The 21,748-nt window shown below is 62.4% G+C and carries 17 protein-coding genes; 13 read left to right on the top strand and 4 right to left on the bottom strand.

Features of this window, described 5'->3' with window-relative positions; translation table 11 throughout:
- Positions 1-12 precede the first annotated feature (12 nt).
- Positions 13-1,914: a 3-dehydroshikimate dehydratase QuiC gene (quiC, locus tag PspS35_RS25895; RefSeq protein WP_159937345.1), complete on the top strand. Its 1,902-nt coding sequence runs from the start codon at positions 13-15 to the stop codon at positions 1,912-1,914.
- Positions 1,915-1,994: 80 nt separating this feature from the next.
- Positions 1,995-2,660, top strand: coding sequence for a TetR/AcrR family transcriptional regulator (locus PspS35_RS25890; RefSeq protein ID WP_159937344.1), 666 nt, complete (start codon positions 1,995-1,997; stop codon positions 2,658-2,660).
- Positions 2,661-3,525: 865 nt separating this feature from the next.
- On the opposite strand, the gene PspS35_RS25885 is transcribed toward PspS35_RS25890, so the two are convergent.
- Positions 3,526-4,374: a shikimate dehydrogenase gene (locus tag PspS35_RS25885; protein ID WP_159937343.1), complete on the bottom strand. Its 849-nt coding sequence runs from the start codon at positions 4,372-4,374 to the stop codon at positions 3,526-3,528.
- Positions 4,371-4,820, bottom strand: a complete 450-nt coding sequence (aroQ, locus tag PspS35_RS25880; RefSeq protein WP_159937342.1) for a type II 3-dehydroquinate dehydratase — start codon at positions 4,818-4,820, stop codon at positions 4,371-4,373. Before aroQ ends, PspS35_RS25885 begins: the two co-directional genes overlap by 4 nt.
- A 206-nt stretch (positions 4,821-5,026) precedes the next feature.
- On the opposite strand from aroQ, the gene PspS35_RS25875 reads away from it, so the two are divergent.
- The 7 genes from PspS35_RS25875 (at position 5,027) to PspS35_RS25845 (ending at position 14,803) form a co-directional block, all read left to right on the top strand.
- Positions 5,027-5,548, top strand: a complete 522-nt coding sequence (locus tag PspS35_RS25875; protein WP_159937341.1) for an RNA polymerase sigma factor — start codon at positions 5,027-5,029, stop codon at positions 5,546-5,548.
- A gap of 63 nt (positions 5,549-5,611) precedes the next feature.
- Positions 5,612-6,610, top strand: a complete 999-nt coding sequence (locus PspS35_RS25870) for a FecR family protein (protein ID WP_159937340.1) — start codon at positions 5,612-5,614, stop codon at positions 6,608-6,610.
- 152 nt (positions 6,611-6,762) lie between these two features.
- The gene (locus PspS35_RS25865) at positions 6,763-9,519 is read left to right on the top strand and encodes a TonB-dependent receptor (RefSeq protein ID WP_159937339.1); all 2,757 of its coding nucleotides are present in this window, start codon (positions 6,763-6,765) and stop codon (positions 9,517-9,519) included.
- A gap of 104 nt (positions 9,520-9,623) precedes the next feature.
- Positions 9,624-10,256 carry a heme acquisition protein HasA gene (locus tag PspS35_RS25860; protein WP_159937338.1) on the top strand — a complete coding sequence of 211 codons (633 nt, stop codon included), beginning with the start codon at positions 9,624-9,626 and terminating at the stop codon, positions 10,254-10,256.
- A 175-nt stretch (positions 10,257-10,431) separates the two neighbouring features.
- Positions 10,432-12,168, top strand: a complete 1,737-nt coding sequence (locus tag PspS35_RS25855) for a type I secretion system permease/ATPase (RefSeq protein WP_159937337.1) — start codon at positions 10,432-10,434, stop codon at positions 12,166-12,168.
- Complete coding sequence (locus tag PspS35_RS25850) at positions 12,165-13,490, top strand: HlyD family type I secretion periplasmic adaptor subunit (RefSeq protein ID WP_159937336.1); 1,326 nt, start codon at positions 12,165-12,167, stop codon at positions 13,488-13,490. The genes PspS35_RS25855 and PspS35_RS25850 overlap by 4 nt, the downstream gene beginning before the upstream one ends.
- Positions 13,487-14,803, top strand: a complete 1,317-nt coding sequence (locus PspS35_RS25845) for a TolC family outer membrane protein (protein WP_159937335.1) — start codon at positions 13,487-13,489, stop codon at positions 14,801-14,803. The genes PspS35_RS25850 and PspS35_RS25845 overlap by 4 nt, the downstream gene beginning before the upstream one ends.
- Positions 14,804-14,946: 143 nt before the next feature.
- On the opposite strand, the gene trmA is transcribed toward PspS35_RS25845, so the two are convergent.
- Both trmA and PspS35_RS25835 read right to left on the bottom strand, forming a co-directional pair.
- On the bottom strand, positions 14,947-16,026 hold the full coding sequence (gene trmA / locus PspS35_RS25840) for a tRNA (uridine(54)-C5)-methyltransferase TrmA (protein WP_159937334.1): 1,080 nt from the start codon (positions 16,024-16,026) through the stop codon (positions 14,947-14,949).
- Positions 16,023-17,318: an NCS2 family permease gene (locus PspS35_RS25835; RefSeq protein WP_099584731.1), complete on the bottom strand. Its 1,296-nt coding sequence runs from the start codon at positions 17,316-17,318 to the stop codon at positions 16,023-16,025. Before PspS35_RS25835 ends, trmA begins: the two co-directional genes overlap by 4 nt.
- Before the next feature lie 188 nt (positions 17,319-17,506).
- Between PspS35_RS25835 and PspS35_RS25830 the strand changes: the two genes are divergently transcribed.
- The 4 genes from PspS35_RS25830 to PspS35_RS25815 all read left to right on the top strand — a co-directional run bounded on the left by PspS35_RS25830 (position 17,507) and on the right by PspS35_RS25815 (position 21,722).
- Positions 17,507-17,953, top strand: coding sequence for a DUF4879 domain-containing protein (locus PspS35_RS25830; RefSeq protein ID WP_159937333.1), 447 nt, complete (start codon positions 17,507-17,509; stop codon positions 17,951-17,953).
- Between the two features lie 96 nt (positions 17,954-18,049).
- Complete coding sequence (locus PspS35_RS25825) at positions 18,050-18,556, top strand: (2Fe-2S)-binding protein (RefSeq protein WP_159937332.1); 507 nt, start codon at positions 18,050-18,052, stop codon at positions 18,554-18,556.
- On the top strand, positions 18,553-19,542 hold the full coding sequence (locus PspS35_RS25820; RefSeq protein WP_159937331.1) for a xanthine dehydrogenase family protein subunit M: 990 nt from the start codon (positions 18,553-18,555) through the stop codon (positions 19,540-19,542). The genes PspS35_RS25825 and PspS35_RS25820 overlap by 4 nt, the downstream gene beginning before the upstream one ends.
- Positions 19,539-21,722: a xanthine dehydrogenase family protein molybdopterin-binding subunit gene (locus PspS35_RS25815; RefSeq protein WP_159937330.1), complete on the top strand. Its 2,184-nt coding sequence runs from the start codon at positions 19,539-19,541 to the stop codon at positions 21,720-21,722. Before PspS35_RS25820 ends, PspS35_RS25815 begins: the two co-directional genes overlap by 4 nt.
- Positions 21,723-21,748 lie beyond the last annotated feature (26 nt).

The following is a 21,748-nucleotide window of genomic DNA, read 5'->3' as shown; positions in this document are numbered from 1 at the left end:
CGGGAGTCGTCCATGCAACGTTCCATTGCCACCGTTTCATTGAGCGGCACCCTGCCGGAAAAACTTGAAGCCATTGCCGCTGCCGGGTTCGACGGGGTCGAGATCTTCGAGAACGACCTGTTGTATTACGACGGCAGCCCCCGTGAAGTTAGGCAGATGTGCGCCGACCTTGGCATTGCCATCACCTTGTTCCAGCCGTTTCGCGACTTTGAAGGCTGCCGCCGCGACCGCCTGGCGCGCAACCTGGAGCGGGCCGAACGCAAGTTTGACCTGATGCAGGAGCTGGGCACCGACCTGGTGCTGGTGTGCAGCAATGCCTCGGCCGATTGCGTCGGTGATGAACGTATCCTGCTCGATGACTTGAGCCTGCTGGCCGAACACGCGGGCCGCCGTGGTTTGCGCATCGGCTATGAAGCGTTGGCCTGGGGCAAGCATGTGAACACCTGGCAACAGGTGTGGAACCTGGTGCGCCAGGTCGATCACCCAAGCCTGGGCGTGTTGCTCGACAGCTTCCACACCCTATCGCTCAAGGGCGACCCGAGTGCCATCGCCCAGATCCCCGGTGACAAGATCTTTTTTGTACAGATGGCCGACGCGCCGATCCTGGCCATGGATGTGCTGGAGTGGAGCCGGCATTTCCGCTGCTTCCCCGGCCAGGGCGAGTTTGATCTGGCAGGCTTTCTGGCGCCGATCATCAAAAGTGGCTACACCGGGCCACTGTCCCTGGAAATTTTCAACGATGGTTTCCGCGCCGCGCCGACCCGGGCCAATGCCGCCGATGGCCTGCGCTCGCTGCTGTACCTGGAAGAAAAAACCCGTCAGCGCCTGGCCGAAGAAACGCCCGCCACACCGGTGGAGATCCTCTTCGAAACCCCGGCGGCCAGTGAGTACGACGGCATCGAGTTTCTCGAGTTTGCCGTGGATGAAAACCTCGGCGCCAAGCTGACGAACTGGCTGGAACGCCTGGGCTTCGTCAAGGCCGGGCAGCACCGCTCCAAGAGCGTGAGCCTGCTGCGTCAGGGCGATATCAACCTGATCCTCAACTGCGAGCCTTATTCCTTCGCCCATAACTTTTTCGAAGCCCATGGGCCGTCGTTGTGCGCCACGGCGATCCGGGTCAAGGACAGCGCCAAGGCCCTGGAACGGGCGGTGGCCTACAAGGGCCAACCCTATCGCGGCCTGGTCGGGCCCAATGAGCTGGAGCTGGCGGCCGTGCGCGCGCCGGACGGCAGCCTGATCTACCTGGTGGACCAAAGCGAGGGCGGGCTGTACGACACCGACTTCAACCTGCAAACCGCCTCGACCGACGGCGGCGGCTTGCTGCGTATCGATCATATGGCGATGGCCCTGCCGGCCGACAGCCTCGACAGTTGGGTGCTGTTCTACAAGAGCCTGCTGGACTTTGAAGCCGATGACGAAGTGGTGCTGCCCGACCCGTACGGGCTGGTGAAAAGCCGCGCACTGCGCAGCCGGTGCAGCTCGATCCGCTTGCCGCTGAATATTTCCGAGAACCGCAACACCGCGATTTCCCACGCGCTGTCGAGCTATCGCGGCTCGGGCGTGCACCATATTGCCTTCGACTGTGCGGATATTTTCGCCGAAGTGCGCCGGGCGAAAGAGGCGGGCGTGCCGCTGTTGGACATCCCGCTCAACTACTACGACGACTTGGCCGCACGCTTCGATTTTGACGATGAGTTCCTCAGCGAGCTGGCGTACTACAACGTGTTGTACGACCGTGACGCCCAGGGCGGTGAGCTGTTTCACGTGTACACCGAACCCTTCGAGGGGCGGTTCTTCTTCGAGATCATCCAGCGCAAGAACGGCTACGCCGGCTACGGCGCGGCCAACGTGGCGGTGCGCCTGGCAGCGATGGCCAAGTCCCGCAGCGGTGCGGTGCGCCAGGCACGTTTATAAGGGGCGCTCGGGTGCTTCCTTCGGGGAGCACCGGGGCCCATAATCGCGGCCTGCACAATAAAAATGGCCGTGAGCGCACCATGACCTCAAGTCCCGAACTCCCCGTGGTGCCAGACGCACCGCGCAAGAGTCGTAAGAACAATCCGGAAAAGACCCGCGAAAACATCCTCCAGGAAGCCATTGTGGAGTTCGTGCAGCAGGGCCTGTCCGGCGCGCGTGTGGATGCCATCGCCGAGCGCATCCACACCTCCAAACGCATGATCTATTACTACTTCGGCAGTAAGGAGCAGCTCTACGTCGAGGTATTGGAGAAGCTCTACGGTGATATCCGCAACACCGAAACCCGTATGAACCTTACCGAGCTGGAGCCGCGTGAGGCGATTCGGCGGCTGGTGGAATTCACCTTTGATCACCACGATCAGAACGTGGATTTCGTGCGCATCGTCAGCATCGAAAATATCCACAATGCCGAGTACGTCAAACGCACCGACACGATCAAGGCGATGAACAGTAAGATCCTTGAGGGGCTGGGCGCGACCCTGCGCCGGGGCGCCGAAATGGGCGTATTCCGTGAAGGCCTGGAGCCGTTGGACGTGCACCTGCTGATCAACTCATTCAGCTTTTACCGGGTGTCCAACCGCCATACGTTCAGTGAGATTTTTCAGATCGAACTGTCGGACGACGTGGTTAAGCAGCGGCATCGCGAGATGATCTGTGAGTCGGTGTTGCGGTATCTGCAGGCTTGAGTGACCCGATTGGAATGCATTCCAATGTGGGAGGGCAAATGGGCTCAGCATCCACGGGAAGTTGTGTAGGCCCCTACACAACTCTCAAAAGCTGACACATAACTCTGTGGTGAGCGGGCTTGCCCCGCGCTGGGCTGCGAAGCGGCCCCCAAACGTTCACCTCGATTGGTTCTGGCACTCAGCGGTGACCTTGTTGGGGCTGCTGCGCAGCCCAGCGCGGGGCAAGCCCGCTCACCACAACAGCCCATTTGCCATCGATTCAGCATCCACGGGAAGTTGTGTAGGCCTCCAAGCCCCGATGAGCATCGGTATCTACACAACTCTGTAGTGAGCGGGCTTGCCCCGCGCTGGGCTGCGAAGCGGCCCCCAAACGTTCACCTCGATTGATTCTGGTACTCAGCGGTGACCTTGTTGGGGCTGCTGCGCAGCCCAGCGCGGGGCAAGCCCGCTCACCACAACAGCTCATTTGCCATCGATTCAGCATCCACAGGAAGTTGTGTAGGCCCCCATGCCCCGATGAGCATCGGTGTCTACACAACTCTCAAAAGCTCATACATAACTCTGTAGTGAGCGGGCTTGCCCCGCGCTGGGCTGCGCAGCGGCCCCAAAACGCTCACCTCGATTGATTCTGGCACTCAGCGGTGACCTTGTTGGGGCTGCTGCGCAGCCCAGCGCGGGGCAAGCCCGCTCACCACAACAGCCCATTTGCCATCGACTCAGCATCCACAGGAAGTTGTGTAGGCCGCCATGCCCCGATGAGCATCGGTGTCTACACAACTTTCAAAAACTCATACATAACTCTGTGGTGAGCCTTTGAGAGTTGTATGGATACCAATGGTCATCGGGGGCAAGCCCGCTCCCACATTCAGGTGTTCATGGCCTTGAAGTGCGCGAGCATTCGCTGCGCATCCGCCACCTCGCCACTGAACAGCTCAAACGCCTTTACCGCCTGGAACACCGCCATGTTGCCGCCATCCAACGTGCGGCAACCCAAGGCGCGGGCATCGCGCAGCAGTTCGGTTTGCAGCGGGAAGTACACGATTTCTGCCACCCAGAGTTCGGCTCTCAGCAGCGCCGCAGGTACGGGAGTGCCGGGCAGTTTGGCCATGCCCATCGGCGTGGTGTTGACCAGGCCATCGGCCTCGGCCATCGCGTTTTCTAAATCATGGCCTACTTGCGCACGGCCATTGCCGAAACGCTGGGCAAGGTTATCCACCAGGTCGCGGGCGCGGCTGACGTCCACGTCGAAAATACTCAAGTGCTCCACACCTTCGGCCAATAGCGCATGCGCTACCGCCGCGCCCGCGCCACCCGCGCCCATCTGCACCACGCGTTGGCGCGGTACATCGTTGAGGTTGCGGCGAAAGCCCTCGGCAAACCCCAGGCAGTCGGTGTTGTGGCCGATACGCTTGCCGTCCTTGAACACCACGGTGTTGACCGCTCCGATGCCACGGGCCTCGTCGGATAAATCATCGAGCAGCGGCAGGATCGCCTGCTTGCACGGGTAGGTAATGTTCAGCCCGGTGAAGTGCATCAACTCGGCAGCGTCCAGCAGGTCGGGCAGGGCGTTGATGTCCAGGTGCAGGGGTTCAAGGTCAATCAGGCGATACAGGTAACGCAAGCCTTGGGCGTCGCCTTCCTGTTCGTGCAGGGCTGGGGTGCGGGAAGCCTGGATGCCGGCGCCGATCAGGCCGGCGAGGATGCGCGGTTTCATTGAGCCGATCCCTTCAGCAATTGGCTGAAGTGTTCCAGCGCCAAGTGGTAGCCGTGGCTGCCAAACCCGGCGAGCACCGCTTTGGCGATGGGCGATACAAACGAGTGATGACGAAACGCTTCACGGGCATGCACGTTGGACAAATGCACTTCGATCACCGGCACTTCACTGGCCACCAGCGCGTCGCGAATCGCCACCGAGGTGTGGGTCCAGGCCGCCGGGTTGATCACGATGCCGGCGCAACGGCCACGGGCGGCGTGGATCCAGTCCAGCAGTTCGCCTTCGTGGTTGGTCTGGCGGAATTCGATTTTCAGCCCGAGCTTGTCGGCACTGCGCCCGCACAGGGCGGCGACGTCGGCCAGGGTTTCATGGCCGTAGGTGGCGGGCTCGCGGGTGCCGAGCAGGTTGAGGTTGGGGCCGTTGAGCACCAGCACGATAGGCGGCATTGGGGTCTCTCCACAGTTCTTGTTCGTTGTGTGGATAAAATGTACTGGTTGGTTAATTTGGTCAATTGATGGCGGCGGATGTGTTCGATTACCGAACTCTTAATCAGACACGTCCCACGACCGAATCAGATTAGATATCAATTGAAAATCATTCTCGACAACGCTTAAGATGCCTGCCTGTTTCCTATTCATTCCAGGGAGTCGGTTTGTCGGACGTGGATCTCAAGGGCCTGTTTCTCAAGCACGCCGATACCCTGCGCGGGTATCTGGCCCGCAAGGTACGGGACCCGCAGTTGGCGGCTGACCTGGTGCAGGAGAGCTTCCTGCGCCTGGCGGAAAAACCGCCCGGCGAGCGCATCGACAATTCCCAGGGCTATCTCTATCGAACGGCGAGCAATCTGCTGATCGACCATATTCGCCAGGAAGCACGGCGCAAGACTGATTCCGTGCCCCATGAGGCGCTGGCCGAGATTGAAGATGACGTGGCCGGCTTGGAGGCGCAGGCAATGGCGCAGCAACAGCGGCAGGCATTGAAGCAGGCATTGGCGCAGTTGCCGGAACGAACCCAGCAGATCTTCCGTCTGAACCGCATAGAGGGCATGACCCACGCCCAGGTTGCCCGGCACCTGGACATATCCGACAGCTCCGTGCAAAAGCACCTGGCCAAGGCGTTGGCGTATGTGATGCAGCGCTTGCAGGACGAGGAGGTGGCGCCATCCGACGAATGAGTTACGGAAAATTGCCACGTCAGACGTCACAGCGTTATATAACGAAAAATTCGAGATTCACACGTGAATAGCCAGGGTCCGCAACAGCACAGCATTACCGAGGCGGCCGCCGATTGGGCGGTGCGCCTGCACGCCGGTGCCCTGACCGACCAGGAGCAGGCCGAGCTGCGCCAATGGATCGCCTGCGACAGCCGTCATGAAGCGGCGCTGCGCTTTGCCGAGCAGACCTGGGCGGCGTTGGGCGAGGCGCATAAGGACGAGCCGGTGCACCGCCAGCGTCCGTCGGCGGCGCCGCTGCCGGTGCGCCGAACCCCGCGACGCCGGCCGTGGCAACGTGCGGCGGCGGTGGCGCTGGTCGTGGTGGTCGCGGGCGTGGGCTGGGTGCGCGGGCCGCACGCTTGGCTGCATATGCAGGCCGATTACGTCACGCAAAAGGGCGAAGTGCGCACCGTGCACCTGGCCGATGGCAGCACGGTGGAGCTGGACTCCGCCAGCGCCATCCGCCTGGACTACGACGGCGTGCAGCGGCGCATCAGCCTGATCCAGGGCTCGGCAATTTTTGACGTGGCGCCGATGGTGGGTGCAGAAACCCGGCCATTCGTGGTGCAGAGCGCCGGCGGCCAGACGCGGGCGCTGGGCACGCGGTTCGTGGTGCAGCGTGAGGACGACCGCCAGGGCTGGGTCGGCGTGTTGCAGCACAGTGTCGAAGTGTCCCTGCACGCCACGCCGCAAAAAGGCCCGAGCGACCGCGTGCTCAAGGAGGGCCAGGCCGCGCGCTACAGTTCCGAGCGGGGCATCGTGCCCCTGAATCAATTCGACCTGGACCGTGCCACCAGTTGGCGGCGCGGCGTGTTGATCTTTGATCGCCAGCCCCTGGCCAAAGTCGTTGAACAACTCAACCGCTACCGTCCTGGCCAAGTGGTGTTGACCCATGCCGACCTGGGCGAGCGGGAAGTCAGCGGCGTGTTCCGTCTCGACATGCTCGACACGGCACTCAGCACCCTGACCCAGGAACTCCAGGTGCAACGCCTGGACCTGGCAGGCCTGAGCCTGATCTATTGATCACCCGGTGGGAGGCCCGCTCCCACCTGCTTAAAACCCCCTGCACAAAAAACTTTTAAAAAAGTCTTACTGACTTCCTGCGCCTCGTACGTCTTGCTAGGTGAGAAGCATTCGCATAAACAAAAATACGATCAGCGCAGGGAAAACCAGAAATGTCAGCACTCACCAAGGGGCGTATCACCGGTAGCCGGTTAGCCCTGGCCATCCACTTGGGCCTGTTCGCCGCTGTGGCACCCGTATACGCGGCGCAGCCTCAAGCGGGTGCGGCCCAGCCCGCCGTGCTGACGTTCGATATCCCTGCGCAATCCTTGGGCAGTGCTGTCTTGGCCTTCGCCGACCAGGCCGGTTTGCAGGTGCTGTTCGACAGCCAGCGCCTGCAAGGCCTGAGCAGCACTGCGCTCAAAGGCAGTTTCAGCGTGCAGGAAGGCCTGGGCCGTTTGCTCGGCGCCGCGCCGGTGGAATATCGCTTTACCAGTGAACGCCAGGTGACCCTCAGCCGCGTCAGCGATGATCACGACGGCGCCATGACCGTAGGCACCACCACCATCACCGGCAACACCAACGGCCAGGCCAGTGATTGGGTGTACCAGACCCCAAAGTCCGTGGCCGTGATCAGCCGTGACATGATCGATAAACGCCCGCCCCGTCACGCCGCCGACATGCTTGAAGAAACCGCCGGCGTCTACACCGCCGTCAACCAGCGCGACCCAGGCTTGTCGGTGAACATTCGCGGGGTGCAGGACTACGGCCGCGTGAACATGAACATCGACGGCATGCGCCAGAACTTCAACGTCAACGGCCACCAGCAGCGCAACGGCACCATGCTGATCGACCCGGAGTTCATCTCCAGCATCGAGATCGACAAAGGCAGCCAGTCGGGGCAGGGCGGCGCCGCGGTGTTGGGCGGGATTGCCTCGTTCAAGACCCTGGACGCCAGTGAGTTCTTGAAGGACGGCAAGGAGTACGGCGGCCGCCTGCGTGCCGGCAGCGGTATCGGCGAGATGGGCAATGGCACCGACTTCAATGGCAGCGGCGTGTTCGCCTTTGGTGATGAGCGCGGCGATGTGTTGCTGGGCTACAGCGAGCGCCATTTTGGCAACTACCGTGGCGGCAAGCACAACGACCAGAACCTGGGCACCAACATCCGGGCCCGCAAGTACGCCCCGGTCGCCTTCGATGACTGGTTGAACAGCGAAGTCGGCGACACCGGCAGCGTGACCCGCTCGCAGATCGTCAAGTTCGGCCTGAACCTGCCCAACGATCAACGCGTGCAACTGAGCTACCTGGAAAGCGACACCGACAGTAACGATTCCTGGGGCTACATCACCGATGACCTTCAGAGCACCTATTACGTACGTACCAGCAAGAACAATCTCAACGCCAAAAACGTCGCGCTGGACTACAGCTACAGCCCGGATAACCCGCTGATCGATTTCAAGGCCAAGCTCTATTACGTCACCACCCAGCTGGATCGCAAGAATGCCCCCAATATTGCGTCCCTCAGTTCGGGGAATGCTTTCGCGGCCTACACCGACCATTTCCAGACCGACACCTGGGGTTTGCAGGGTGAAAACACGGCGCGCTTCGACCTTGGCCGCGTGGGGCATTTGAGCTGGAACTATGGCCTGGAGATGTACCAGGACACCTTCAAACCCAGCACCAACAAGGTCGAGTCGACCAACACCACCACCAGCGGCTCGTTGCCTTACGCCGCCAGTGCCGACCCGGAGGGCAAGCGCACCATCGCCAGCCTGTTCAACAGCCTGCAATACGAATATGACGACTGGCTGACGGTGGATGCCGGCCTGCGTTACGACCGTTATCGGCTCGAAGGTGTCACGGGGATGACGCTCTGGACGCGTGGCCAGGTTTACTCAAGCACAGTGGGCTCCAAGCGCGTCGAACAGATTTACGATATTGATCGTCAAGAGGGGCAGTTCTCGCCCACGTTTGGGATCGGCATCAAGCCCGGGCTCGACTGGCTGCAACTGTACACCCGCTGGGGCAAAGGCTGGCGTCCGCCGGCCGTCACCGAAACGTTCATGAGCGGTCGCCCCCACGGCGGTGGTTCGAACGAGCGGGTGTTTCCCAACCCTTACCTCAAACCTGAGGAGTCCCGCGATTGGGAAGTGGGGATGAATGTGTTCAAGGAATCGTTGTTCTTCAATGACGACCGCCTGGGCATCAAGGTCGCGTACTTCGATACCAAGATTAAAAACTTCAGCTTCCTCAACACCAGCGTGAGTTTGCCGGAGACCACCGTCGGCGGCTTCAACGGGATCATGGCGTACACCAACAACCTCAATGACACCCGCTTCCGTGGCCTGGAGTACCAACTCAACTACGACATGGGCCGGGCGTATACCAACCTCAGCTACACCCACATGATCGGCAGCAATGAGTTTTGCTCGAAGAATTACTACATGGGCGGCGCCAAGATGGCGGGCACCGTCACTCGAGGCGTCGAGCAGTTCACCCGGCCAAACGGGACCATTGGCTTCCGTCCTGTGACCACCTACCCCGTGCTCGATGATGACGTGGCCAACAACCTGGAAAGCTGCGGCAAGATCATGGGCAATGCCACCTACACCCCGGCCGATCGCGGTTCGTTGACGGTGGGCGCGCGCTTTTTGGACAAACGCCTGGATACCGGTGTGCGGGTTCGCTACAGCTCCGGCAATGGCGAAAACCTGAACAGCCAGGGTTACGACCTGATCGACCAGGCCATGTGGCCCAAGTACACGGTGTATGACCTCTACGCCAGTTACTGGATGACCGACCAACTGAACATCGCACTGGCGTTGGAAAACGCCACCGACGAGGCGTATTTCGTCGCGATGGGCGACGCCAACAACCTCAGCCTGGCGCGCGGGCGGACGCTGAGCGGGATGCTCGAATATAAATTCTGATACCGATGCCTGAGCACGGGATCAACCACGGTTTTGCCCAGGGTTGGGCAAAAAGTGCGCACCTGCGTACTGATCAATAGCGCTGTATATAACGAGGTTTAGTGATGACTATTTCTGTTAGCTACGAGTCGTACTTGGGCACTACTTCGCTGTCGAACTACTTGTCGGACTGGGCGCTTGGTTTTGCCACCGCAGGCCACGGCACCGGTGGTAACAACGGTGGCTTCAGCAACGGCACCTTCAGCGGTGACCAATATTCGGCTCACGGCGGCAACAACTCCGACTACGCGTTTATTGCCGATAGCGACACCAGCAACGGCTTGCACTACGTGTTCAACCCAACGCTGCCGTCTACCAGCAACCTGAACCACTACCTGTGGGGCGAACTGGACAACGTTGAGCTGGGCACCGGCCTGACCGGCGGCAGTGGCAGCGATTTCGATCTGAGCGCCTACAAAGTGGCCTTCAACGGCCTCGACCTGTTCGCTGCGGAAGGTGCCGGCCGCACTGGCAACGAAGTGCAAAGCGTGATCTACGGCCTTATCCAGGGCAACACCACGGCGTTGGAGTCGGTGCTCAACGAACTGCTGGGCGCTATCGACTCCAGCCTCTCCACCGCCAGCACCTTTGACGAAATCTCCGCTGGCCTCGCGGCCCATGCGGCGTCCACTGCTACCACCGACGTTGCGCTGGTGGGCGTGCAAGACGTGGCGCAGGACTGGGCGCTCGCCGCCTAAAACCGTCGCTGCATGAAAAAAGCGAATGGAAGATCGCTCTCCCATTCGCCGCATCACACACCGCCGTCGCCCAAGCCTTCTAACTCTGCGGCGATGGCGGTGCCGAATTCTGCGCAGCGTCGTATCGCCTGTCAACGCGGCGACGCTGCACGCTCAACCCCACGAGAACCTCCAGATGCGCCACGCCGGCAACGAAACCCTGGCCGCCCTTACGGCCTATAAAAGTGGCTTCTTCAACATCGGCCTGTTCTCGGCGGTGATCAACCTGCTGATGCTGGCCCCGGCGCTGTACATGTTGCAGGTGTATGACCGGGTGCTGGCCTCGGGCAATCAGATGACCCTGTTGATGCTGACGCTGATGATCCTCGGCCTGTTCGGCCTGATGGGTGCCTTGGAGTGGGTGCGCAGCCAGGTGGTGATCCGCCTCGGCACGCAGATGGACATGCGCTTGAACCAGCGCGTATACGACGCCGCGTTCGAAGCGCAACTCAAGGGTGGCACCCAGGCGGCGGGGCAGGCGCTGAATGACCTGACCACGCTGCGCCAGTTCGCCACCGGCCAGGCGTTGTTCGCGTTCTTCGATGCGCCGTGGTTTCCGGTGTACCTGTTGGTGATCTTCCTGTTCCACCCCTGGCTGGGGATGCTGGCCTTGGGCGGCGCGCTGATATTGATCGCCTTGGCGTGGATCAACCACCGTGTGAGCCAGGCGCCGATGGCCCAGGCCAGCCAACTGTCCATCAGCGCCAGTCAGCAGGCCACCGCCAACCTGCGCAATGCCGACACCATCGAAGCGATGGGCATGCTTGCCACCTTGCGCGGGCGTTGGTTCGCGCAGCACCAGGCGTTTCTGGCACAGCAGAACCTGGCCAGTGAAAAGACCGCTGCCGTCAGTGCCTGGTCCAAGGGCGTGCGGCTGGCGCTGCAATCGCTGGTGCTGGGCCTGGGCGCGTTGCTGGCGGTGCAGGGAGACATCACGCCGGGGATGATGATTGCCGGTTCGATCCTGATGGGCCGGGTGCTCACGCCCATCGACCAATTGATCGGCGTGTGGAAGCAATGGGGCTCGGCACGCCTGGCCTTTGATCGGCTATCGAAAATGTTGGCGGACAACCCGGCGCGGCCGGCGCGCATGAACCTGCCGGTGCCCAAGGGCCAGTTGAGTGTCGAGCAGGTCAGCGCCTGCGCCCCCGGCAGCCGTCGGCCGGCGCTGGCTAACCTGGGGTTCAACCTGCCGGCGGGTGAGGTGCTGGGGGTGATCGGGCCGTCGGGCTGCGGCAAGTCCACCCTGGCCCGCGTGTTGGTGGGTGCCTGGGCACCGCTGGCCGGCAAGGTGCGCCTGGACGGTGGCGACCTGACCCAGTGGGACAAGCAGCAACTCGGCCCGCACATCGGCTACCTGCCCCAGGACATCCAACTGTTTGCCGGCAGCATCGCCGACAACATCGCGCGGTTTACCGCGTTGGATACCGACAAAGTCCTCGCCGCCGCGCAAATGGCCGGCGTGCATGAACTCATCCTGCAACTGCCCCAAGGCTATGACACACAGTTGGGGGAGGGCGGCGCGGGCTTGTCCGGTGGCCAGAAACAACGGGTGGCCCTGGCCCGCGCGCTGTATGGCCTGCCCGCGTTGATCGTGCTGGATGAACCCAACGCCAACCTCGACGAAGTGGGCGAGCAGGCGCTGCTCCAGGCCATCGCCCAGCTCAAGCAGCAGCGTCGTACGGTGATCTTGATCACTCACAAAGCCAATGTGCTGAGCCTCACCGACCAATTGCTGATCCTCAAGGACGGCCAGTTGCAGGCCTTCGGCCCCACGGCGCGGGTGCTGGAAGCGCGGCAGAAACCGGCCGCCAGCAAACCGGTGTCGACCATGAGCATGAGTTACCGCCTCGGTGAAGGAAAACAGGCATGAGCATGAGTAAACCAGTGCTGGTCAGCGACGCACCCAATAACGTGCTGGCGCTGGATGACAAAAAATATTCGCGCCTGGGTTGGTTGCTGGTGCTCGGCGGATTTGTCGGGTTTGTCGGCTGGGCCGCGTTGGCGCCGCTGGACAAGGGGGTGGCGGTGTCAGGCAAGGTGATGGTTTCGGGCCATCGCAAAACCGTGCAGCACCCCACCGGCGGCATCGTCGAGCGTATCGAGGTGCGCGACGGTGAGGTGGTCAACGCCGGCCAAGTGTTGCTGCGTTTGAAGGAAACCCCGTTGCGCGGGCAGATGCAGTCGCTGCGCAGCCAGTACCTGGCGTCCCTGGCCAGCGAAGCGCGCTTGAGTGCGGAAAGCGAAGGCTTGCCTGCGATCAGCTTCGGCCCTGAACTGCTCAACGAGCCCGACGCGGCCAACACCCTGAACCTGCAACGGCAACTGTTCAACAGCCGCGCCCAGTCGCTGGCCACCGAGCAACAAGGCTTGCGTGAAACCATCGCCGGCGCCGAGGCGCAGTTGCGTGGCACACGCGATTCCCAAGCGAGCAAAGTGCAGCAGCGGGCGGCGCTCAATGAGCAATTGCAGGGGTTGCGTGAACTGGCGCGTGACGGCTACATCCCGCGCAATCGCCTGCTCGACAGCGAGCGCCTTTACTCGCAGGTCGACGGCACCATCGCCGAAGACTACGGCCGCATTGGCCAGTTGCAACGCCAGGTGCTGGAGTTGCGCCTGCGCATCCGCCAGCTCGGCGAAGACTTCCAGAAAGACCTGCGCGGCCAGTTGGCCGAAACCCGCACCCGCAGCGACGACCTGCGCAATCGCCTGGCTTCGGCCGAGTTCGAACTGGCCAACAGCCTGGTCCGCGCACCCGCGTCCGGCGTCGTGGTGGGGTTGGATGTGTACACCGAAGGTGGCGTGATCAAGCCCGGCCAGGCGCTGATGGACATCGTGCCCCAGGGCGAGCCACTGCTGGTGGAAGCGCGAGTGCCGGTGCAGATGGTCGACAAGGTGCACCCAGGCTTGCCGGTGGAGCTGTTGTTCTCGGCCTTCAACCAAGCCACCACGCCACGGGTGGCGGGCGAAGTGACCTTGGTGTCGGCCGACCGCCAGGTCGATGAACGCACCGACGAGCCTTATTACACGTTGCGTGCCCAGGTCAGCGCGGCGGGCATGCAACAACTCGACGGTGTACAGATCCGCCCTGGCATGCCGGTGGAAACCTTCGTCAAGACGGGGGAGCGCTCGATGCTCAACTACCTGTTCAAACCTTTGCTGGACCGCACCCATATGGCCCTGGTGGAAGAATGAAGGCGCTGCTGTTTACCCTGTGCTTGAGCTGTACACCGGCGGTGCAGGCGCTGGGTTTGTTGGACGCTTACGATCTGGCGTTGCGCAATGACCCGACCTTCCAGGCGGCGATCCAGGCGCGTGAGGCCGGTGACGAGAACCGCGTGATCGGCCGGGCGGCGTTGCTGCCGAACCTGTCGTGGAGCTACAACAATTCGCGCAACGCGTCCGAAGTGACGGCAGGTGATGTCACCAGCGACCGTGACTACCGCAGCTACGCCTCGACCTTGACCTTGCAGCAACCGCTGCTGGATTACGAAGCCTACGCACGCTTTCGCCAGGGCACGGCCCAGGCGCTGATGGCCGATGAGCGCTTTCGCGGCAAAAGCCAGGAACTGGCGGTGCGTGTACTCAGTGCCTACAGCCAGGCGTTACTGGCCCAGGAACGCATTGAGTTGAGCCGTGCGCAGAAGCGTGCATTTGCCGAACGCCTGCAACTCAATGATCGCCTGCTTAAAGGGGGGGAGGGCACGCGCACCGATGTGCTGGAAACCCAAGCGCGCCTGAGCCTGGCCCAGGCCGAAGAAATCGAATCCCTGGATGCCCAGGACAGCGCCCTGCGAGAGTTGGAAGCCATCGTCGGCCAACCGCTGCAGATCGAAGAGCTGGCGCCGCTGAGCCGTCAATTCGACATCCCGCCCCTGGAGCCGAACCGTTTCGAGACCTGGCGGGAAATGGCCCTGGCCAACAACCCCGAGCTCAAGTCCCAACACCACGCGCTGGATGTGGCGTCCTACGAAGTGGAGCGCAAGCGCGCGGGGCACCTGCCCAAGGTCAGCCTGTACGCCAGCAGCCGCCAGACCAGCTCCGATTCGGAAAGCAGTTACAACCAGAAGTACGACACCAACAGCGTCGGCATCCAGGTCAGCTTGCCGCTGTTCGCCGGCGGCTCGGTGTCGGCGTCTACCCGTCAGGCGGGCAATCAGTTGAGCCAGGCCCAGTACGAACTGGACGCGCAAACCTCGGCCACGCTGGTGGAGCTGCGCAAGCAATTTAACCTCAACACCAGCGGCGCGGCGAAAGTGCGTGCTTATGAAATGGCCGTCAGCTCCGCCACGGCGCTGGTCACCGCGACGAAAAAAAGCGTCAGCGGCGGCGAGCGCGTCAACCTCGACGTGCTCGACGCCGAACAACAACTGTTCACCGCCCGCCGCGACCTGGCGAATGCGCGGCACGCGTATTTGCTGGCCAGGATTCAGCTGAAGTATTACGCGGGGTTGCTCAGCGAGCAGGACTTGCGGGCGTTGGCGGGGTATTTCCAGCCGTCGGCCTGACAAAGCTATTTGCCAATACACCAACCCAATGTGGGAGGGGGCTTGCCCCCGATAGCAGTGCGTCAATCAGCAAACCTTCAACTGACCGACCGCCATCGGGAGCAAGCCCCCTCCCACATGTTGAACTGCTACCAGCCTTGGAATTACCGACGAGTCAGCAACACCCCGGATTCCATGTGGTGCGTCCATGGGAACTGGTCAAACATCGCACACTGGGTAATCCGGTGCGTGTCATGCAGTTGCGCAATGTTCGCCGCCAGCGTCTGCGGGTTGCAGGAGATGTACAGGATGTTGTCGAAGCGCCGGGTCAGTTCGCAGGTGTCCGGGTCCATGCCGGCGCGGGGCGGGTCGACGAAGACGCTGCCGAATTCGTAGCTTTTCAGGTCGATGCCGTGCAGGCGACGGAATGGACGCACTTCATTCAACGCTTCGGTGAGTTCTTCGGCGGAGAGGCGCACCAGGGTGACGTTATCCACCGCGTTTTCATCGAGGTTGCTCAGGGCCGCATTCACCGAGGTCTTGCTGATCTCGGTGGCCAGCACTTTGCGCACGCGAGTGGCCAGCGGCAGGGTGAAGTTGCCGTTGCCGCAATACAGTTCCAGCAGGTCATCCGGGCGATCGCCCAACGCGTCGTATGCCCAGTTGAGCATCTTCTGGTTCACCGTGCCGTTGGGCTGGGTGAAGGCGCCTTCGGGTTGGCGGTAGCTGAAGGTGCGCCCGCCGACGTCGAGTTTTTCCACCACGTAGTCGTGGCCGATCACATCGCGCTTGCCCTTGGAGCGGCCGATGATGCTCACGTTCAGGTCGGCAGCCAGCTGGTTCGCGGCGGCGTGCCAATGCTCGTCCAGCGGGCGGTGATAGCACAGCGTGATCATCGCATCGCCGGCCAGGGTGGTCAGGAACTCCACCTGGAACAGCTTGTGGCTCAGGGCGGCGCTGGCTTGCCAGGCGGCCTTGAGCTGCGGCATCAACTGGTTGATGCGCAGGCTGGCGATGGGGAACTCTTCGATCAGGATCGGCGTGCGCTTGTCGTCCTGAGCGAACATGGCGTAGTGGCGATCCCCGCCTTCGCGCCACAGGCGGAACTCCGCCCGCAGGCGGAAGTTCTGCAACGGCGAATCGAAGACCTGTGGCTCGGGCGCGTCGAACGGCGCCAGCAGGTCACGCAAGCGCGTGACCTTGTCTTGCAGTTGAACGGTGTAGCTTGCGGCGTCAAAAGTCATGCGTTGAACCAGCCCAGCTTGATCACGAACAGAATCGACAGGATCACCAGCGCCGGGTTCAGCTCACGGTAGCGGCCCGAAAGCAGCTTGATGGCGGTCCAGGCGATGAAACCGAAGGCGATGCCGTTGGCGATGGAGTAAGTGAAGGGCATCGCCAGGGCGGTGATCACCACCGGCGCTGCAACGGTAATGTCATCCCAGTCGATTTCCGCCAGGCCCGAGGTCATCAGCACGGCCACGAACAGCAGCGCCGGCGCGGTGGCGTAGGCAGGAACGCTGGCGGCCAGTGGCGAGAAGAACAAGGCCAGCAGGAACAGGATCGCCACCACGATGGCGGTCAAGCCTGTACGGCCACCCGCGCTCACGCCAGCAGCCGATTCGATGTAGCTGGTGGTGGTCGAGGTGCCCAGCAGCGAACCGGCCATGGCGGCGGTGCTGTCGGCGATCAGGGCGCGGCCCATTTTCGGCATGTGGCCGTCCTTGCCCATCAGGCCGGCGCGCTTGGCAACGCCGATCAGGGTGCCGGAGTTATCGAACAGGTCGACGAACAGGAAAGCGAAGATCACGCTGACCAGGCCGATATCCAGCGCGCCTTTGATATCCAGTTGCAGGAACGTCGGGGCCAGGGACGGTGGCATCGAGGTCACGCCAATGAACGGGGTGAAGCCCAGCACGATGGAGGCGATGGTCACCGCCAGGATGCCGATCAGCACCGCGCCGCGTACGGCCAGGGCTTCCAGCGCAACGATCAGCACGAAACCCAGGGTGGCGAGGATCGGCGCCGGTTGTTTCAGGTCGCCCAGGCCCACCATGGTGGCCGGGTTGCTCACCACGATACCGGCGTTGTGCAGCGCGATGAGCGCCAGGAACAGGCCGATACCGGCGGCAATCGCCGAGCGCAGGGGCAGGGGGATGGCGTTGATGATCCACTCACGGATGCGGAAGATCGACAGCAGGAAGAACAGCACCGCCGAAATAAAGACCGCACCCAGCGCCACTTGCCAGGTGTGGCCCATGTGCAGGACCACGGTGTAGGTGAAGAAGGCGTTGAGGCCCATGCCCGGCGCAAGCGCAATCGGGTAGTTGGCGATCAGGCCCATCACGGTCGAACCGATGGCGGCCGCCAGGCAGGTCGCGACGAACACCGCGCCCTTGTCCATGCCGGTTTCGCCGAGGATGCTCGGGTTCACGAACAGGATGTAGGCCATGGCCAGGAATGTCGTGATGCCCGCGAGAATCTCGGTGCGCACGTTGGTGTTGTGTGCCTTGAGTTGAAACAGCTTTTCCAGCATGCCTGCTCCCTGTGACGCTATCTTGCGTCGTTATTTGTTGACCTCTAAGTCAAAGCACAAACTGCGCCAAGCGCCTTTGGTTTCAGAGAGGATCGGAAAAAGCGGCGCATCATACCAGCAGCCGAGGCTGTATGGCGCGTGGCCTTGAGGCATACTGCGCCGACGTTCAATAGCGGGTCATCGACAGCATGAAAAAAGCCAACGCGTGGAGTCTAGCTCTGATCCCTTGTCTCGGCCTGTGGCTGGGCGCGGCACCGGCTTGGGGCGCGACTGCACCGGCCTTGAGCGAGGTGCGCGTGTTCAAGGTCGAGTCGGCCAAGTGCACCGAAACCATTGCGCAGCGCTCCAGCGCCACGCAAATGTGCACGCACCGTGGGCCGACCAAGGTGTCGGTGATGGAAGTGGGCTTGGGCAACAACCCGGTCGGCCTGTTCAACGGCGCGGTGCTCAACGGCCAGCGCACGCCGGTATGCCAGGTCGGCAACGTCAGTGAGGCGTGCAATGGGGCGGGCACCTTGATGGGCTACATCTATGTGTTCGACTTGAACGTGGACGCCCAGGGCTGGTTCGAATACAGCAACTCCTCGATCAATCCCCCGCGCAACACCCTGAAAACCCTGCTCAATATCCGCTGATCAATTTGCTTGAACGCTCAAAACCCCGGGAAGTCGTAACCCTGAGACGGCGACTTTCCTGAACGCCGCGGATGTACACCAACCCGTGAGGTGTTTATGAGCGCGACCCCCAATGGCGCGGCGGCCCAACCGTTCGTCGCCCACTCCATACGCTTGACCTTGAATGGTCAGGACCGCCAGCTGGACGTGTTGCCCTGGACCACCTTGCTGGACCTGCTGCGCGAACAACTCGACCTGGTCGGCAGCAAAAAAGGCTGCGACCACGGCCAATGTGGCGCCTGCACCGTATTGCGCGGTGGCAAACGCATCAACGCCTGCCTGACCCTGGCGGTGATGTGCGACGGCGCCGAGTTGACCACCATCGAAGGCCTGGCCAGCGGCGACCAACTGCACCCGATGCAGCAGGCGTTTATCAAGCACGACGCCTTCCAGTGCGGTTACTGCACCCCCGGCCAGATCTGCTCCGCCGTCGGCCTGGCCAATGAAGGCCGTGCCCACGACAGCGCACAAATCCAGGAGTTGATGAGCGGCAACCTGTGCCGCTGCGGCGCCTATACCAACATCCGCGATGCCATCAAGGACGGCCTGGGAGGTGAGCAATGAACCCCTTCCACTACAGCAAACCCGCCGACGTGCAGGAGGCCGTGCACCTGAGCAGCGGCGCCTCGCGGTTTATCGCCGGCGGCACCAACCTGCTGGACCTGATGAAAGAAAACATCAGCCGTCCCGAGCACCTGATCGATATCACCGGACTGCCCTTGCATGAGATCGAAGAAACCGCCGACGGTGGCCTGCGGATCGGCGCGCTGGTGAGCAACGCCGACCTGGCCTGGCACCCGCTGATCGAAGCGCGCTACCCGCTGTTGTCCCAGGCCATCCTCGCCGGGGCTTCGCCGCAACTGCGCAATATGGCCAGCACTGGCGGCAACCTGCTGCAACGCACCCGTTGCTATTACTTCTACGACGCCACGGTGCCCTGCAATAAACGCGAACCCGGCAGTGGCTGCCCGGCGCGTACCGGCCTGAACCGTATCCACGCCATTCTCGGCGCCAGCGCGCAGTGCGTGGCCACTCATCCGTCGGACATGTGCGTCGCCTTGGCAGCGCTGCAAGCGCGGGTGCATGTCGAAGGTCGCGGCGGCGCACGGGTCATCGAGTTCGCTGACTTCCATCGCCTGCCCGGCGAGACCCCGCAGCGCGACAACCTGCTGGCCGACGATGAGCTGATCACTGCGATTGAACTGCCTGCCGACCACTTGGCGCGTCACAGTCACTATTTGAAGATTCGCGATCGTGCGTCCTATGCCTTTGCGTTGGTGTCTGTGGCCGCCGCCCTCGAACTGGACGGCGATATCATCGTCGACGCTCGCCTGGCCCTCGGTGGCGTAGCCCACAAACCCTGGCGTGACCGCGCGGTAGAAGCCACGCTGATCGGCCAGGCAGTGAGCCGCGAAACCTTCAGCAACGCCGCCGACGCGCTGCTGCAAGACGCCGAACCGCTGGAGCACAACGGCTTCAAGATCAAGCTGGCGCGCCGCGCAATCATCCGCGCGCTGAGCGACGCCGCCGTCGCAGGAGTACAACCATGACCGCTATCGGTAAACCCTTGGACCGTGTCGACGGTCTGCTCAAGGTCACAGGCCAGGCGCGGTACGCCGGTGAGTTTCCCGAAGCTGGCCTGCTGCATGGCAGTGTGGTGTCCAGCAGCATCGCCAAAGGCCGGGTCATCCATATCGATGCCTCCAAGGCGTTGGCGCTGCCGGGCGTGGTGGACGTGATCCATCACCTCAACCGTCCGAAAATCGCCAGCTACGATGACGCCTTCGCGGATGCCGATGCCGCGGACGGTTCACCGTTTCGCCCGCTGTATAACGACCGCGTGCTCTACAGCGGTCAGCCCCTGGCATTGGTCATTGCCGATAACCTGGAGTTGGCGCGACACGCCGGCTCGCTGGTGCACATCGACTATGAGCGCGAGGACTTCGAGACCGACCTGCTCGCCCAGCAGGCGCTGGCCCATCCCTCACCGCAAACCCCGCCCACGCCACGCGGCAACTTCCAGGCCGAATGGTCCGGCGCGGCCATCAGCCTGGATCTGCACTACAGCACGCCCATCGAACACCACAATCCGATGGAGCCCCACGCCAGCACCGTGCTGTATCAGCCGGACGGCACCCTGCATATCCACGACAAGACCCAAGGCCCGCAGAACTGCCAGGCCTATGTGCAAAAAGTGTTCGGCCTGGATAAAAGCCAGGTACGCATCTTCGCGGCGTTCGTCGGCGGTGCCTTCGGCTCCGGCCTGCGCCCGCAATACCAACTGCCCTTGGCGGTGATGGCGTCCCTGGCGCTCAAGCGTTCGGTGCGAGTCACCCTCACGCGCCAGCAGATGTTCACCTTCGGCTACCGTCCGCGCACCCTGCAGCGGTTGCAGATGGGCGCCGCCGCCAACGGCCGCTTGCTGGCGCTGGGGCATACCGCGATTGGGCAGACGTCACGTTTCGAGGATTTCAGCGAACACGTGGTGGAATGGAGCGGCATGCTCTATCACTGCGACAACGTGCAACTGACCTACAAGTTGGTGCCGCTGGATGTCTTCACGCCCCTGGACATGCGCGCGCCGGGTGCCGCGCTGGGCGTGATCGGCCTGGAATGCGCCATGGACGAACTGGCCTGCGCCCTGGGCATGGACCCGGTGCAACTGCGCCTGATCAACTACGCCGAACGCAACCAGAACGAAGACAAACCCTGGTCGAGCAAAGCCCTGCGCGAGTGCTACCGCGAAGGCGCCGAACGTTTCGGCTGGAAGCAGCGCAACCCGGAGCCGCGCAGCATGCGTGACGGCCGCCAGTTGATCGGCTGGGGCATGGCCGGCGGCGTGTGGGAGGCCATGCAAATGAAGGCCAGTGCCAAGGCGCGTATCGACGCCCAGGGCAAGTTGACGGTCAGCAGCGCCACCACCGATATCGGCACCGGTACTTATACGGTGATGACCCAGATCGCGGCGCAGGCCAGTGGCGTGGCGGTCGAGGATGTGGTTTTTCTGCTCGGCGACTCTTCATTACCCACCGCGCCGTTGCAGGGTGGCTCGTTTACCGTGTCATCGGTGGGCACCGCCGTGCAGCAGGCCTGTGAGGCGTTGACCGCCAAACTGCTGAGCATCGCCCGCCAGACCTACCCGGTATTCAAGGACGCCGAGGCCGTGCGTTTTGAAGACGGCCACCTGTACACAGGTGACGTGAGTGTGTCGCTGGCGCAGTTGGTCAAGGACAGTGGCGAAGAGGCGCTGCAAGTACAGGTCGACAGCGAACCCGACAAAAAACGCGAGGGTTACGCCACTGCCACCCATTCGGCGGTGTTTGTCGAGGTTCAGGTGGACGAAGACCTGGGCACGATCAAGGTGCGGCGGGTGGTCAGCGCGATTGCGGCCGGGCGCGTGGTCAACCCGAAGATGGCCCGCAGCCAGATTCTCGGCGGGGTGGTGTGGGGGATCGGCATGGCATTGCACGAGGAAACCCAGATCGACCATCAACTGGGGCGCTACATGAACCACAGCCTGGCCGAATACCACATCCCGGTGAATGCCGATATCGGCGAGATTGATGTGGTGTTTGTCCAAGAGCACGACGAGATCGTCAATGCCCTCGGTTCCAAGGGCGTGGGGGAAATCGGGATTGTCGGGGTCGCGGCGGCGGTGGCGAATGCGATTTACCACGCCACCGGCAAGCGGGTGAGGGAGTTTCCGGTCACCCTGGACAAGGTGCTCTGACGCCATTCTTTCAAGCACCTGGAGAT

Origin of the sequence: Pseudomonas sp. S35 (assembly GCF_009866765.1) — a bacterium.
Classification (GTDB): Bacteria; Pseudomonadota; Gammaproteobacteria; order Pseudomonadales; family Pseudomonadaceae; genus Aquipseudomonas.
This window is presented reverse-complemented; position numbering and strand designations above follow the sequence as displayed.